The organism is Heyndrickxia oleronia, assembly GCF_017809215.1.
Lineage (GTDB): Bacteria > Bacillota > Bacilli > Bacillales > Bacillaceae_C > Heyndrickxia > Heyndrickxia oleronia.
Genome location: NZ_CP065424.1, coordinates 2,226,086 through 2,240,475, shown reverse-complemented (window position 1 = coordinate 2,240,475; position 14,390 = coordinate 2,226,086). Strand labels below are relative to the sequence as shown.

General features: G+C 35.0%; 12 protein-coding genes. 5 read left to right on the top strand and 7 right to left on the bottom strand.

What is annotated here, in order from left to right:
* The first annotated feature begins 114 nt into the window (after positions 1-114).
* On the top strand, positions 115-423 hold the full coding sequence (locus tag I5818_RS11210; protein ID WP_071974947.1) for a hypothetical protein: 309 nt from the start codon (positions 115-117) through the stop codon (positions 421-423).
* Positions 424-445: 22 nt separating this feature from the next.
* Entirely contained in the window at positions 446-1,237 is a 792-nt protein-coding gene (gene yidC, locus I5818_RS11205; protein ID WP_078111357.1) for a membrane protein insertase YidC, read from the top strand.
* 14 nt (positions 1,238-1,251) lie between these two features.
* Here yidC and I5818_RS11200 read toward each other — a convergent pair whose 3' ends face one another.
* A complete protein-coding gene (locus tag I5818_RS11200) occupies positions 1,252-1,752 on the bottom strand; it encodes a Rok-like winged helix domain-containing protein (RefSeq protein ID WP_071974948.1) in 501 nt (166 codons plus the stop codon).
* Positions 1,753-2,074: 322 nt separating this feature from the next.
* Here I5818_RS11200 and I5818_RS11195 point away from each other — a divergent pair, with 322 nt between their 5' ends.
* Entirely contained in the window at positions 2,075-3,559 is a 1,485-nt protein-coding gene (locus I5818_RS11195; RefSeq protein ID WP_078110180.1) for an aldehyde dehydrogenase family protein, read from the top strand.
* Between the two features lie 114 nt (positions 3,560-3,673).
* Here the strand turns inward: I5818_RS11195 and I5818_RS11190 are convergent, their stop codons facing one another.
* On the bottom strand, positions 3,674-5,317 hold the full coding sequence (locus tag I5818_RS11190) for an AMP-binding protein (RefSeq protein WP_058004373.1): 1,644 nt from the start codon (positions 5,315-5,317) through the stop codon (positions 3,674-3,676).
* A 290-nt stretch (positions 5,318-5,607) separates the two neighbouring features.
* Here I5818_RS11190 and sda point away from each other — a divergent pair, with 290 nt between their 5' ends.
* Positions 5,608-5,739 carry a sporulation histidine kinase inhibitor Sda gene (gene sda / locus I5818_RS11185; RefSeq protein WP_058004372.1) on the top strand — a complete coding sequence of 44 codons (132 nt, stop codon included), beginning with the start codon at positions 5,608-5,610 and terminating at the stop codon, positions 5,737-5,739.
* Between the two features lie 49 nt (positions 5,740-5,788).
* On the opposite strand, the gene I5818_RS11180 is transcribed toward sda, so the two are convergent.
* From I5818_RS11180 to I5818_RS11170, 3 genes are all read right to left on the bottom strand, one after another.
* On the bottom strand, positions 5,789-6,595 hold the full coding sequence (locus I5818_RS11180) for a DUF2935 domain-containing protein (RefSeq protein ID WP_058004371.1): 807 nt from the start codon (positions 6,593-6,595) through the stop codon (positions 5,789-5,791).
* A 494-nt stretch (positions 6,596-7,089) separates the two neighbouring features.
* Positions 7,090-8,319 (bottom strand): 2-oxoglutarate dehydrogenase complex dihydrolipoyllysine-residue succinyltransferase, encoded by a 1,230-nt coding sequence (odhB, locus tag I5818_RS11175; protein ID WP_078110879.1) that lies wholly within the window; start codon positions 8,317-8,319, stop codon positions 7,090-7,092.
* A gap of 48 nt (positions 8,320-8,367) precedes the next feature.
* Positions 8,368-11,199 (bottom strand): 2-oxoglutarate dehydrogenase E1 component, encoded by a 2,832-nt coding sequence (locus I5818_RS11170; RefSeq protein WP_078110880.1) that lies wholly within the window; start codon positions 11,197-11,199, stop codon positions 8,368-8,370.
* Positions 11,200-11,656: 457 nt separating this feature from the next.
* On the opposite strand from I5818_RS11170, the gene I5818_RS11165 reads away from it, so the two are divergent.
* On the top strand, positions 11,657-12,184 hold the full coding sequence (locus I5818_RS11165) for a hypothetical protein (RefSeq protein ID WP_058004368.1): 528 nt from the start codon (positions 11,657-11,659) through the stop codon (positions 12,182-12,184).
* A 94-nt stretch (positions 12,185-12,278) separates the two neighbouring features.
* Here I5818_RS11165 and I5818_RS11160 read toward each other — a convergent pair whose 3' ends face one another.
* Positions 12,279-13,682 carry a HAMP domain-containing sensor histidine kinase gene (locus I5818_RS11160; RefSeq protein WP_078110881.1) on the bottom strand — a complete coding sequence of 468 codons (1,404 nt, stop codon included), beginning with the start codon at positions 13,680-13,682 and terminating at the stop codon, positions 12,279-12,281.
* The gene (locus I5818_RS11155) at positions 13,679-14,359 is read right to left on the bottom strand and encodes a response regulator transcription factor (protein ID WP_071974987.1); all 681 of its coding nucleotides are present in this window, start codon (positions 14,357-14,359) and stop codon (positions 13,679-13,681) included. The genes I5818_RS11160 and I5818_RS11155 overlap by 4 nt, the downstream gene beginning before the upstream one ends.
* Positions 14,360-14,390 lie beyond the last annotated feature (31 nt).

The following is a 14,390-nucleotide window of genomic DNA, read 5'->3' as shown; positions in this document are numbered from 1 at the left end:
AAAAAGGAAATCAAAATAAATAATTACTGATCATGTTTCATATGGTAAAATTATATAAAGTGTTTGAAAAACGAAAAAATTTAAGGTATACTTTGCTTTTGAATGGAGTTTAAGGTGCGTGAATATATGGTAATGGAATATTTATTCAATCTCATATACGATCCTGTTATTTGCTCGTTCTATGTAAGTATTTTACTGACCATCGGACTAGCTTATATATGGAATCATTTCATTGTAAATCCCTATTCTTGTATAACAACGGAAGCAACTGCTACAAGAATAACCAGTTCACAACAATGGCTTAGAGATTGTAAAATTATTCAAAATAACTTTATCTTATGGATAATTAAATGTATTAGAAGAAAGGAATCACCGAATGAGGATCCAGACCATCATTTATCCGTTACTCTTTTCTTAACATGAATTTATACTAGGAGGATATATGATGAAACGTTCTTTACAATACACCATATTATTAATAGGTTCGGTATTTCTACTCTCTGCTTGTGGAAATACAGCTCCGGGTACGAAGAAATCTGGTTTTTTTAATGACTATTTTGTTGAGCCTTTTTCAAAGGTCATACATTTTACTGCTGATCTATTCGGTGGTAACTATGGAGTTGCGATTATTCTTATTACGATTCTAATTCGTTTAATCCTCATGCCTTTTATGATGAAAACGTTTAAAAAACAACAAATCATGAAGGTTAAAATGGAAAAATTAAAACCTGAAATGACAGCAATTCAAACAAAAATGAAACAAGCAAAAACAAAAGAAGAACAAATGAAATATCAACAAGAAATGATGGGGCTTTACAAAAAACATGATGTAAATCCTTTAAATATGGGATGCTTACCTTTAATTATTCAAATGCCTATCTTAATGGCCTTCTATTATGCGATTAGAGGTTCAAAAGAAATCGCTACACATTCATTCCTTTGGTTTGATTTAGGTCATGTAGACATTCCAATGGCGATTATTGCTGGGATCATTTATTATTTCCAGTCAAAAGTTTCACTAATTGGTATGAGTGAAGATCAACAAAAGCAAATGAAAATATTTGGTCTGATTTCACCTATTATGATTTTAATCATTTCTTTCAGTGCTCCTGCAGCACTTCCACTTTACTGGGCTGTTGGTGGTGCATTCTTAATTGGACAAACGTATTTGTCTAAACGCTTTTATCAAACACACCCAGTAGAACAAGAACAAAAACAACCTAAAAAGGGAAAATAAGAAAGGCACCTGTTCTAATTAGGAACAGGTGCTTTTTGTCCATTGTTAACATACAAATACAATCCCCGATTCGGTTTTTGAATATTTATGTCGACCTTTTCTACTACCTTCATAAAGGTAGTCATGTTCGCAATTTTTAATCCTGACTTTTCCTCAATTTTCTTTTGTAAATCTGTACCTCTAATTGGTTCAGTTTCTTCTTTTAATATTTGAATGGCAACCTCACACATTTTACTCGTTTTACTTCTCCTAGAAGGACGTGCCTTTCTTATTTTCAATGGTGGGCTGTCCATATGGGATATTTCTTTCCTTTCTCCTTTCGATTGTGGTAAATCCATTGATTTAATCTGTATTATTTCTTCGTAATTATTCGTCTCTAATCTATCTTTTTCATCCAACTCTCGTAATTTTGTAAATAAACGCTCACGTTCCTCACGTAACTCTTTTAATAAGCGTATTTCCGTATTTTCTAATTGCTCAAGCCGAAGTTTAAGCGCCATCCTCTCATTGAACATATAATCCCCTCATTTTTATATGCATTTTTCAAATTAGACATCGGAACTTTTTTACTATTACCATTATAATATGTGATATTATAAATAAAAAGATAGAATTATGTGAATTTTATATCTATAAATCTACATTTTTCTACTTCCTTTTGTCGCCTGGATGAATAATTTGTAGAAATATATTTTAAATTTTTTGATAAATGCAATTGAAAAAATACTGTTAAACTAGTAGGATTATTGTAAGCGTTGCCATTTTTAATTCAAGTTTAACAACTACACCCATGATATACCTCTAGTTAACTATGAATGCATTAAGGAGGGCTATTAAATGAGTCAAGTTTTAGCAGGTATTAATGAAAAGGTGGAAAAGTTCTTACAAGGAAAAAAGAAACTTTATATTAATGGGGAGTTTGTGGAAAGTGTCTCCGGTAAAACATTTGATACACCAAACCCTGCAACAGGTGAAGTTTTGGCAACCGTATATGAAGCAGGTGCAGAAGATATTGATCGTGCTGTAAAAGCTGCAAGGGCAGCATTTGATCAAGGAAAATGGTCTAAAATGAGTGCCGCTGCACGTGGCAGACTCATGTATAAATTAGCAGATTTAATGGAAGAGAATAAAGAAGCATTAGCACAATTAGAAACATTAGATAATGGAAAACCGATCAATGAAACGATGAATGCTGATGTTCCATTAGCAATTGAACATATGAGATATTATGCTGGATGGACAAATAAAATTACTGGTCAAACCATTCCAGTTAGTGGTCCTTTCTTTAACTATACACGTCACGAAGCAGTGGGAGTCGTTGGGCAAATCATTCCTTGGAACTTCCCACTTCTAATGGCAATGTGGAAAATGGGTGCTGCGCTCGCAACAGGCTGTACCATTGTATTGAAACCTGCCGAGCAAACACCATTGTCCGCCCTTTTCTTAGCTGAGCTTGCAGAAGAAGCTGGTTTTCCTGCAGGGGTCATTAATATAGTACCTGGATTTGGTGAAACAGCCGGTCAACCGCTTGTCGACCATCCACTCGTTGATAAAATTGCTTTCACAGGCTCAACTGTTGTTGGAAAATCGATTATGGAACGAGCATCAAAGACACTAAAACGTGTCACATTAGAACTAGGTGGCAAGTCTCCTAATATTATTCTACCTGATGCTGATCTAAGGAAAGCCATTCCGGGTGCATTAAATGGAGTAATGTTTAACCAAGGCCAGGTATGCTGTGCGGGTTCACGTGTATTTATCCAAAAGAAAAGCTATGATAATGTGGTTGCCGATATGGTTTCACATGCAAAATCAATTAAACAAGGATTTGGTTTGGATTCAGAAACTCAAATGGGTCCACTTGTTTCAACCGAACAACAAAGTCGAGTCCTCAATTATATTGAAAAAGGTATCAACGAAGGGGCTGAACTACTTACTGGTGGCGGTAAACCACGGGAGGAAGGGTACTTTGTTGAACCAACAATATTTGCTGATGTCAATGATGAAATGACGATCGCGAAAGAGGAAATCTTTGGACCCGTTATTGCTGCATTACCATTTGATGACTTGGATGAAGTAATCAATCGTGCAAATAATAGTGAGTATGGTTTAGCTGCAGGTTTATGGACACGTGATGTAGCAAATGCACACTATATCGCAAACAAGCTTCGAGCTGGTACTGTATGGGTAAACTGTTATAATGTATTTGATGCAGCTTCCCCATTCGGTGGTTATAAACAATCTGGTATCGGTCGAGAAATGGGATCTTATGCATTAAACAATTATACCGAAGTGAAAAGTGTATGGCTGTCACTTAAATAACCATAAAAAAATAAGAGTCGAACCAGACTCTTATTTTTTTATTTTCTTCTCATGAATAAACATTTTTTTAGAGCTATCTCATCCTTGGTAACCCTTATAGAAAGCCCAAAAAAATTAATGATTATTTGATATTAGCTCTATAGATTGTTCACGTAATCGATATTTTTGTATTTTCCCAGAGGCTGTCATTGGATAACTATCCGTTATTTCTACAAATCGAGGGATTTTATGTCTAGCAATTTTCCCTTTGCAATAATCTCTTACTTCTTCTATTGTAATGCTTTCTCCCTCTTTTGGAATAATCCATGCCATTACTTGTTCACCATATGTTTCATCGGGAACACCGATTACTTGTACATCTAATACTTTCGGATGAGTATATAGAAACTCTTCTATTTCACGGGGATAAATATTTTCACCCCCTCTAATAATCATATCTTTCAATCTACCTGTAATTCTACAGTAACCCTGTTCATCCATAACAGCTAAATCCCCTGTATGAAGCCAGCCCTCTTCATCAATTACCTCTTTAGTGGCTTCAGGATTCTTATAATACCCCTTCATTACATGATATCCTCTGGTACATAATTCACCTTGCTCCCCATTTCTCACAACTAGGTTGGTGCTTGGGTCGACTATTTTTACTTCTACATTAGGTAATGCACGTCCAACTGTTTCAACTCGTAGTTCAATAGGATCATTGGTGCGGGTTTGTGTTATTACAGGTGAAGATTCTGTTTGCCCATAAGCAATTGTAATTTCTGAAGCACCCATGCGATAAATTACACCTTTCATCACCTCAATCGGACAGTTCGATCCTGCCATTATCCCAGTTCTAAGACTAGAAAGATCATATTGATCGAAATCAGGCTGATTTAGCTCAGTAATAAACATGGTCGGAACTCCATGAAGTCCCGTGCATTTTTCATCCTGAACTGTTTGCAATACTTGTTTTGGATGGAACTCCTGGATAGGTACCATTGTGGCTCCGACAGAAACACATGCCATCGTTCCTAATACACATCCGAAGCAATGAAAGAATGGTACAGGTATACAAAGTCGATCCTCCTTAGTTAACCTCATACAGTTAGCAATATTGTAACCATTATTTACAATATTACTGTGCGTTAACATCACCCCTTTAGGAAAACCAGTTGTACCTGATGTATACTGCATATTTATCACATCACTTGAATCAAGTGAATACAATCGCTCGTCTAATTCATGATCTGAAATATCTTCACCTATTTTTTTTATATCCTTCCAACTATATGTACCAGGGTAATGATTATCTCCTAAAACGATTACATTTTTAAGCATAGGTAATCTTTTACTATTTAGTGATCCCGGTTTTGCCTCTTTTAATTCAGGACAAATTTCATTGAGCATATCTATATATGATGCGTCCCTGTAACTCTCCATCAAAATGATTGTTTTTGAGTCTGATTGGCGTAATAAATATTCCAATTCAGTTGTACGATAATTTGTATTCACAGTAACTAATATAGCTCCCATTTTTGCTGTTGCAAATTGTGCTGTGAGCCACTCAGGTGTATTTGTTGCCCATATAGCTAAATGATCTCCTTTATCTATTCCTAGTCTCATTAATCCCTTTGCAACGATACGGCATTCATCATTAAATTCCTTATACGACCACCTAAGGTTTCGATCTGCATATATAACCGCTTCATGATTTGGGTGTTTTTCTGCCTTTTGTTCAAGTAATTCACCTATTGTTACTGTTAATACTGAAGACATGAATATAGCTCCCCCCTTTGAAATGACTGAATAAGATTATTAGTTATTGATTTATCGTCTTAGTTATTCATTCATTACACATATATTATCACGTTTTTCTGAATATTCAAATACAAAATAAATAGTTGCCCAGCACTATAAATATTTATTCATCTGAAGAATATAAGCAAAAAGAACTAAATTTTTATAAAGTTCAAGATTTTAAGTCGTTAACCTTTTCTTTTCACAGAAAAAGAGTTAAAATGATTAGAAAATATAGAAAACATTATATTCCACTAGGAGGTTTTGTCATGAAAATCATGAGTAACGAATTGTTGGTGGCAGCCTATCGAGACGCTGAAAAGAAAGGTCAAGATCGTGAGTGGATTAAACTATTAAAATCAGAAATTACGAAGAGGGGTTTAAACCCTTATAAAAATTAACTTTGAAAAAGAAGGGGTTGTCTCTAAATAGAGGCATCCCCTATTATATTTATTCCTCATATCTAGGTTTAGTTGGATCACATTCAGGAAGTTTAATATTTGTTGATTCAGCTAATTTTGTCAAATAGTAGCATTCCTCACGAAACATGTGATCAGCCATTAATACTGGAAATGTTCCAAGTAATTGATCAGATAAATCCAACTCAAATATTTCATTTAAAAAGAATTGAAACATTTCCATCTCTATTTGGACATCTGAATTAAATCGCTTCAATGCCGGAAAACTTTCTTCTTGTGTTCGCAAATATCCTGTTAGCTCTACTGCTTTTAAATAAAATTGCTCAAAATGTTTAACGAATTCAGCACTTGACTTCTTTATTCTTTTTTCTGTCGCATCCATCTCATCGTTAATTGCACCTGCATGCCCATAGGCATCCTGTAACCATAGTAAATGGTGATGTAATTCATGAAAAATCGGAGGCTTTTCTCCAATTTTTAAAAAGCCCAAAATCCTCTCGTATTCTTCAAGCTCATTCACCATATGATTTAGAAAACTGGGTGATAAATGAATACTAATTTTACTAACTAAATGTCTCTTAATCATTTCTAACTTGAAATTTTTTAGTTTCACTACATACGGTTCTACATCATTCGCTAAGTTAATTGCAGCTTCATCACTTTGTAAATCTCTTGCTTCCTGTAAAAAGCTATCAAAAGCTTCCTTCAATTCTAATGCGATCTGTATGGACTGTTTTTCATTTTGACTTAAGGAAGATAATATAAAACGGGAATGATCCCCAAGAATCTGCAGCCAAAATGTATGTTCAAATTTAGCATTTGTTAATAAAGAACTCATCACACTCACCTCCCATCCTATTTTTATTCATACATAAGCTTGACTTATGATTATGTATAAAAGAAAAGCTGTTTTCATAGAATTTGTTGCTTTTGTAAAAGCCCAACTGGCTTTTAAACCCAATAAGGGATTCAGCGGTTCCTTTTAGAGTTTGCAGCTCTTTTTTCAGTGAAATGAAAAGGTGTAGTGGTCTGCAGCCGATAGTTATTCGTGAACACTTTACATAAATAGAAACAAGGGTCGAGAAAGGATGTTTTTGTATAGTTTGTTGCCTTTGTAAAAGCCCTACTGCCGGCTTTTACATTCAATAAAGGATTCAGCGATTCTTATGGAGTTTGCAGCTCTTTTCTCAGTGAAATGAAAAGATGTAGTGGACTGCAGCCGATAGTTATTCGTGAACACTCTTAAATAGAAACAATGGCTGAGAAAAGAGCCTTGAGAAAAGAGCCAAAAGAAAAACCTTCCTCTTTTAAAAGAGAAAGGTTTTTCGCAGATTATGCTTCAAGTAATAAATCCTCAGGATTTTCAAGAAGTTTCTTAACTGTCACTAAGAATCCAACAGCTTCAGCACCGTCAATTACTCTATGATCATAAGATAAAGCTACATACATCATAGGACGAATTTCAATATTATCCCCTACAGCAACTGGTCGCTTTTGAATTGTATGCATACCTAAAATCCCTACTTGTGTTCCATTGATAATAGGTGTTGAGAAAAGTGAACCAAATGTTCCACCATTAGTTATTGTAAATGTTCCGCCTTGTAAATCGCCTAAAGATAATTTATTTTCTCGTGCTTTCTTTGCAAAACCAGCGATATCAGCTTCAATTTCAGCGAAGTTTTTACGGTCACTGTCACGAACAACTGGTACTACAAGACCTTCATCAGTAGAAACCGCAATACCAATATCATAGTATTTTTTCACAATTAATTCATTACCTTGAATTTCAGAGTTAACTGCCGGATATTTTTTCAAGGCAGCAACAACTGCTTTCGTAAAGAAAGACATGAAACCAAGTCGTGTACCATCATGTTCCTCTTGGAATTTATCTTTTTTACGCTTACGTAGCTCCATAACAGCAGTCATATCAATTTCATTAAATGTAGTTAACATTGCTGTATTTTGTTTCACTTCAAGTAAACGTTTAGCAATCGTTTGACGACGACGGGACATGCGAACAATTTCAACTGGTTTTCCATCTTCTTGAGAGACAGGTGCTGATGGTGCTGATTTTGAAGCTTGCACCTCCTGTTTCGGTTGAGTAGTATGTGCATTTACATCTTGTACACGTACACGTCCCATAGGATCGACAGGACTTACTGCAGATAAATCAATCCCTTTTTCACGAGCAAGTTTACGTGCAGCAGGAGATGCTATTGGGCGATCCTTTTTATCAGTTTCAGGGGTAGACTGTGGTTGAGCAGCTACTTTCTCCTCTTGCTTAGGTGCTTCAGTTTTTTCTGTATTAGCTGGAGCAGATGCTTCTCCTCCTTCAGAAACTACTGCAATAACTTGTCCAACTTGGACAGTATCACCTTCTTCAGCCTTAAGTTCTTGGATAACCCCAGCTTCTTCAGATATTACTTCAACATTGACTTTATCTGTCTCTAATTCGACAATGTATTCCCCTTTTTCAACGCGATCTCCAGGTTGTTTTAACCATTGAGCAATTGTTCCTTCTGTAATTGATTCTGCTAATTCTGGTACTTTGATTTCAGCCACTATGTTGTCCTCCCTTAATATGAATCACTTTTTCTTTATATAATATAATTATTTCGTTAATGCCTCATTTAAGATTCGAGCTTGTTCTTTCTTATGAACAATTGGATCTCCTTCAGATGGGCTAGAACGTCTTGGACGACCTACATATTTAACATCTACTCCATTTGGTGCGAGTTCACGTAAATAAGGATCAGCGAAAGTCCATCCACCCATATTTTGCGGCTCTTCTTGAACCCAGACAAGTTCTTTCAAATTACTATATTTATTAATAATCTCAGTAATTTCTTTTTCAGGGAATGGGTACAATTCTTCAACTCTTAAAATATGAACCCAATCTAACTGTTCATCCTTAATGCGCTCTTCGAAATCAATAGCGATTTTTCCACTACATAAAATAATACGTTCTACTTTTTTAACTTCTGCTCCTAATCCCTTTTGCTCCAATACAGGTTTAAATTCTCCAGTTGTTAGTTCGCTTCCATCTACTGAAGATAACGGATGACGAAGCAGACTCTTAGGAGTGACTAACACTAATGGACGTACTTCTTCTTTTTGTAGCATTGCACTTTGACGACGTAATATATGAAAATATTGAGCTGAAGTTGAAAGGTTTGCCACAGTCCAGTTATTTTCAGCCGCTAACTGTAAGAAACGTTCCAATCTTGCACTTGAATGTTCCGGTCCTTGGCCTTCGTATCCATGTGGTAATAACATAACTAAACCAGATTTTTGTCCCCATTTTGCACGACCCGCAGAAATAAACTGGTCAAACATAACTTGGGCCATATTAGCAAAATCGCCAAATTGTGCTTCCCAGATAACAAGTGTTTCTGGAGAAAATACATTGTAACCGTATTCGTAGCCAACAACAGCTGCTTCTGTAAGTGGACTGTTATAAACAACGAATGAAGCATTCGCATCTTTTAAATGATGTAAAGGAATATATTCATTTCCATTTTTTTCATCATGTAGAACTAAATTACGGTGTGCAAATGTTCCACGCTGGGAATCCTGACCTGTAAAACGAATCGGAGTTCCATCTTTAATGATTGATGCAAAAGCAAGGGATTCTGCATGTGCCCAGTCTATTTTTCCATCGCCATCAAACACATTTTCTCGACGTTTTAAAATTCTAGCTAATTTCTTAAATGCATTAAAATCTTCTGGCCAATTTAATAGTTCAGAATTAATTTCACGTAATTCCTTTTCATTAACCGCTGTTTCAACCTTAGGGAATCCTTTTGCAACAATTTCTGGTGGATTCATCACTGTATCTGGATCTTCTTCTTTTTTAGGCACACGATCATAAGCCGCTTGAAGCTTAGTTTGAATGTCTTGTTCAATCGTTTTCACTTCTTCATTCGAAATGATACCTTCAGCCATCAACTTGTTCGCATATAGTTCTCTGACAGTTGGATGCTTATGAACAATGTTATACATTAGAGGATTTGTCACCATAGGTTCATCCATTTCATTATGACCAAATCGACGGTAGCCTACTAAATCAATTAGGAAGTCTTTATGGAATCTATTTCGATATTCATAAGCTAAAGTTGCTGCAGCTAGAACAGCTTCAGGATCATCGGCATTCACATGAATAATCGGTATTTCAAAACCTTTAGCTGTATCGGAAGCATATTTTGTTGAACGAGAATCATAGCTTTCGGTTGTGAATCCTATCATATTATTAGCAATAATATGGATAGAACCACCAGTATGAAAGCCCTTTAGACCACTCATATTTAAAGTTTCTGCTACTATACCTTGACCAGGGAAAGCAGCATCACCATGTACTAATATTGCATATGAACTGTCTGTATCTTGAGTTGGATAACCAGCAACATTTCTTTGTTCTTGTGCCGCTCTTGTATATCCTTCAACAATTGGACTTGCCACTTCAAGGTGACTTGGGTTATTTGCTAATACAATTCGGGTTGTTGTTGTATTTTCGTCTTTTACACGTCGATCTGCACCAAGATGATATTTCACATCCCCTGTCCAGCCATAAGTGATCCCTATGGAGCCTTCGGATGGAATTAAATCTTTATTTGGTGCATGCTGAAATTCCGCGAAAATGAGTTCATACGGTTTTTCTAAAATATGAGCTAATACATTTAAGCGGCCTCTATGTGCCATTCCTATATTTACAGTCCTTGCACCTGTCTTAACAGATGAATGAATGATTTGATCCATTAATGGTACTAAGGAATCAAGTCCTTCAATGGAGAATCTTTTCTGTCCTACAAAAGTTCTATGGATAAACTTCTCAAAACCTTCAACTTCTGACAGACGTTTTAATATTGCTATCTTTTGCTCTTTTGTTAGTTCTGGCAGTAAGCCTCCAGATTCAACTGTACGCTGTAACCAATTCTTTTCTTCCAAATCATGTACTTGATAAAACTCAAATGCTAATTTCTTTGTGTATACAGATTTCAAATGATTAATGGCATCTAAACCATTTTTCACTGTAGCCGGGGCATCAGGACAAATAAAAGATGCTGGTATATTTTTTAAGTCTTCCTCGGTTAAATCGAATTCTGACAATTCAATCCTTCGAGTATCCTTTTTACGATCATTTAATGGATTAATATCCGCTGCAAGATGTCCATATGTACGGATGTTATCCGCCAATTTAACAGCTGCAACCATTTTACTAAATACTGTTGGGTTTGTTGGCAATTGGAATGAAATATCTGCCTGCCCATGAGTCGTTAAGCCTTCTTCAGAAACAGTAGGTGATCCCCACTCTTCAAAAAGAACTTTCATTTCCGGATCTACACTCTCCGGATCATTTACGAATTGTTCGTAAACTTCCATCACATAACCAAGGTTTGGACCAGAAAAACTTTCCCAAAAACCTTTTGATGCTTGTCGTTTCATCTCAAAAAACCTCCAGCTATTAAGCCTAATATTATTGATAGAAAAGATTAGAAAAATAAATATATGTAATTAAAAACAAAAAACCAAAAACGCTTACAGACATCATTCTATCACTGTAATCTAATAATATAAAGGATAAAAAACAATTTTTTCAAAATTAATATGAATGCCCATTCAATCGAGTTACTGCTCGTTTAAAATCACAAATTTCTGCTTTAATACAGGTTGTTATAAACTATTTCCTGTTTACCGATTTCTGAATATTCTATCAACGTTTGTGGTGGTATTTCTATTTTTATAATAGCCATTTTAGATACCACTCATACTACCATTCTAGAAGATTTAAAGTTCAAGCTTGAGACTGATACTTATGTGATATTTGCCCTGTCCTTTAATAACAATACCTTCCGATTTGCATACATTATTATATAGGTCATTTGCTCAGGAGGTACAAATTATGTTTCCTTGGAATATGTTTCCCTTTAACAACAAAAATAACTTTATGAAACAAATGAATTCTCAAGATATTGAAAAACAAGTTCAAAACATGATTTCACAATTTATGCCTGAGCAATGGAAGGATATGTTTAATCACGAGGATATGATAAAACGTGCAGCATCAATGTTTCAGAATGGAGAGCAACCCCAATCAAATCAAGCATCGGAGAATACTCAACAAGATCAGCCGCAGCCTTCTGCAAGCCCAGCAATTGATGTAAGTGTTTTTGAAACCTTTGATGACATTTATGTAAGATTGCCTATAAAAAATGAATCTTGGTTGAAGCAAGTGAAAATTTACCATACTTCCAACCAAGCAATTATAGAAAATATACCTGAAATGGGCCAAAGACATGTGATAACCTTACCTACTTTAATTAAGAAAAAAGGAACTATCGCACAATATAAAGATGAAATGTTAGAAATTAAAATGACAAAATCTGCTGATATGCAGTATACGGAAGTTGACGTAGCGGAGAAATTATAATTGGAGCAGAAATTACAATGGACACCCTTTTTGGTATCACAAGCAACTGAATGAAAAATAGACAATAAAGAAAGAGCTATCTGAATATCTCTTATCAGATAGCATCTTTAATCATTGGCAATGAAAAAGTTATACTTGTTCCTTTACCAAGCTCACTTGTTGCGCGTATATCTCCCTCATAGCTTTCTACTAATTGTTTAGCAATTGAAAGCCCTAAACCATTTCCACCCTTTGCTCGGCTTCTTGCTTTATCGACACGATAAAAACGATGGAAAATCTTCGACAAATCTTCTTCTGGAATACCTAAACCATAATCTCGTACAGTGATTCTGACCATTTCATGATCATGATCCTCTTCAATAGATACATCGACCTTTTGAATTTCATCAGAGTATTTAACGGCATTATCCAATAAAATTATCATTATTTGTTCAAAGTGATTTTCACTAATTTGTACAATAGAATTTTTCAATTTATGTTCAATCAGTTCAAATGTAAAGTTTTCATGTATGACTTCAAAGTTTTTAATAATTCGGGATAAGGTTTTTATTAACAATGTGCTATGATCCCTAGTTTTAATTTCAATTTGTTCTGCTCTAGATAAATCTAATAATTCCTGGACAAGATTTTTCATTCGATCTAACTCTTGTATTGATGCATGTAATGATTCATCTAAAATACTCGGATCTTTTTTCCCCCAACGGTTTAACAATTTCAAATGTCCTTCCATGATTTGAACGGGGGTGCGAAGCTCATGGGAAGCATCTTCGACAAAACGTTTCTGTTGATTAAATGACAGTTCAATTTGATCCATCATTTCATTAAAAATATGGGCTAACTCTCCCATTTCATCTTTTGAATTACTTGGCTCCATCCTTTCATGAAAGCCTTTTTTACGTATTTTTTTCATTGTTGTAGAAAACTTCTGCAAAGGCTTTAAAAAGCCTTTGGCCATTAAAAATCCTATTAAACCACTTAATAAAAGCGCAATCCCGCCAAATATACTCATGATAAAAAAAAGACTACCCATCATTTGGTGGTATCTTGTTAAAGGTTGAACAATTGCAACATAACCTGAAAAGCCATTAAAGCGCACAGGTGCACGTCCTAAGTAAATTTTTTTATGCTTCGTAGTATAGAGCTCCACTGTTTTATTACTAACAGGACTAAAAGGAATCACATATGTTGGTGCTTCTGGATTTTTAATAGTTACTTTATTTCCTTTCGCATCAAAAATCTGAATCGTTAAATCTTTTTCATAGATTTGATTCTTTATTTCTTCGTTATCTGCAAAATTACCACCCTGTTTTACAAAAATCGATATTTCATCCAATGCTTGGGAAATATTATTTTTTTCTTCATGAAGCATCCATTGACTAACTACATGATATTGAATAAAACTAAAAAAGAAAAATGCAAAAAAAATGGCCGCACTTGTTCCTATTGACCATTTTACCTTCAAGGATTGACCTCTATACCAATTTTTTATACGCTTCATTCACGCATCACATACCCTGTTCCTCGCACAGTTTGAATATAACTTTCTTCGCCAGGATTATCAATTTTATTTCGCAAATAACGAATATACACGTCTACGACATTCGTTTCAACTTCAGTTTCATAGCCCCATACTTTATTCAATAATACTTCTCTCGTCATCACGATATTTTTATTCTCTAATAAGGTCAAAAGCAAATCATATTCTCTTTTTGTCACATCGATAATTTTGTCATTCTTCTTTACGATACGACTTTCTTTCTCCACAAACAAATCACGAAAAGTATAAGAGGTAAGTTGGATTTTCGGATCATGTATTTCAATTCTCCTAAAAATCGAACGTAATCGAGCTAATAATTCTTCAATGGCAAAGGGCTTGACAATATAATCATCTGCTCCATGATCTAAGCCAGAAACACGATCTATCACACTATCACGTGCTGTAATCATTATAATTGGTGTATCTTTCTCCTGACGTAATCTTCGACAAACTTCCATTCCATTTAAGCTAGGGAGCATTAAATCAAGTAAAACAACATCCCAATCTTCTTGTAGAGCCGATTGCAAACCTTCACGGCCATCATTAGCCACCTTTACCTCATAGCCCTCATATTTGAGTTCGAGTTCAATAAATCTTGCTAAATTCTTTTCATCTTCTATAATTAATATCCTTTTCATTTGAACACCTGCTTCATCTAACAAGTTTTCT

Coding starts and splice junctions, on each gene's coding strand:
- I5818_RS11170 (WP_078110880.1), bottom strand. CDS start 11,199: ATGAAACGACAAGCATCAAAAGGTTTTTGGGAAAGTTTTTCTGGTCCA.
- I5818_RS11165 (WP_058004368.1), top strand. CDS start 11,657: ATGTTTCCTTGGAATATGTTTCCCTTTAACAACAAAAATAACTTTATG.
- sda (WP_058004372.1), top strand. CDS start 5,608: ATGAAAATCATGAGTAACGAATTGTTGGTGGCAGCCTATCGAGACGCT.
- I5818_RS11180 (WP_058004371.1), bottom strand. CDS start 6,595: ATGAGTTCTTTATTAACAAATGCTAAATTTGAACATACATTTTGGCTG.
- I5818_RS11200 (WP_071974948.1), bottom strand. CDS start 1,752: ATGTTCAATGAGAGGATGGCGCTTAAACTTCGGCTTGAGCAATTAGAA.
- I5818_RS11160 (WP_078110881.1), bottom strand. CDS start 13,682: ATGAAGCGTATAAAAAATTGGTATAGAGGTCAATCCTTGAAGGTAAAA.
- I5818_RS11190 (WP_058004373.1), bottom strand. CDS start 5,317: ATGTCTTCAGTATTAACAGTAACAATAGGTGAATTACTTGAACAAAAG.
- I5818_RS11155 (WP_071974987.1), bottom strand. CDS start 14,359: ATGAAAAGGATATTAATTATAGAAGATGAAAAGAATTTAGCAAGATTT.
- I5818_RS11195 (WP_078110180.1), top strand. CDS start 2,075: ATGAGTCAAGTTTTAGCAGGTATTAATGAAAAGGTGGAAAAGTTCTTA.
- yidC (WP_078111357.1), top strand. CDS start 446: ATGAAACGTTCTTTACAATACACCATATTATTAATAGGTTCGGTATTT.